Below are 864 nucleotides of genomic sequence, written 5' to 3' on the forward strand. Positions count from 1 at the left end.
TGCTTCAGCAGGCTTCTTTTTCGACACCGCCAGGAGCTGCACGGAGTTTTCTGCTAGGCCGGCATCAATTGTGGCTTTTTGTATCCTTTTTCTTACGTTCTGGAGCTTGTCTGCTATGCTGAAGTTCATAATATAAGTTTGCGTGGCGTGTCTTAAAGTCGACATGCATTTGAGCAAAAACAACCTGTATTAACAAGCTTTATCCTTCTGGATCAGCTTTCTCATTTAAAAATCTAAGATACAAAGTTATAGGCTTTAGAGGACGACCATGGATATTACTGAACTGCTGGCATTCTCCGCCAAACAAGGCGCTTCCGATTTACATTTATCTGCCGGACTACCGCCAATGATCCGTGTTGACGGTGATGTTCGCCGTATCAACCTGCCAGCGATGGAGCACAAAGAAGTTCATTCACTGATTTATGACATAATGAATGACAAGCAACGAAAAGACTTTGAAGAATTCTTGGAGACTGACTTCTCGTTCGAAGTACCCGGTGTTGCTCGCTTCCGTGTAAACGCCTTTAACCAGAACCGTGGTGCTGGCGCAGTATTCCGTACTATTCCTTCGAAAGTACTCACCATGGAAGACCTGGGAATGAGCCAGGTTTTCAAAGATATTGCTGAAGTCCCACGCGGCTTGGTTCTGGTAACAGGGCCAACCGGTTCTGGTAAGTCAACCACATTGGCCGCCATGATCGACTATATCAATGACAACCGCTACGACCACATTCTAACGATTGAAGACCCGATCGAATTTGTTCATGAAAGTAAAAAGTGCTTAATGAACCAACGTGAAGTTCATCGGGACACCTTGGGCTTTAACGAAGCGCTACGTTCAGCGCTTCGTGAAGACCCCGATAT

The 864-nt window shown here is 45.6% G+C and carries 1 protein-coding gene; it reads left to right on the forward strand.

What is annotated here, in order from left to right:
- Positions 1-268: 268 nt before the first annotated feature.
- The coding region (locus A3756_RS02440; protein WP_197481115.1) for a type IV pilus twitching motility protein PilT at positions 269-864 on the forward strand (596 nt) is incomplete at its 3' end.

The sequence above is a fragment of the Oleiphilus sp. HI0086 genome, from assembly GCF_001635225.1.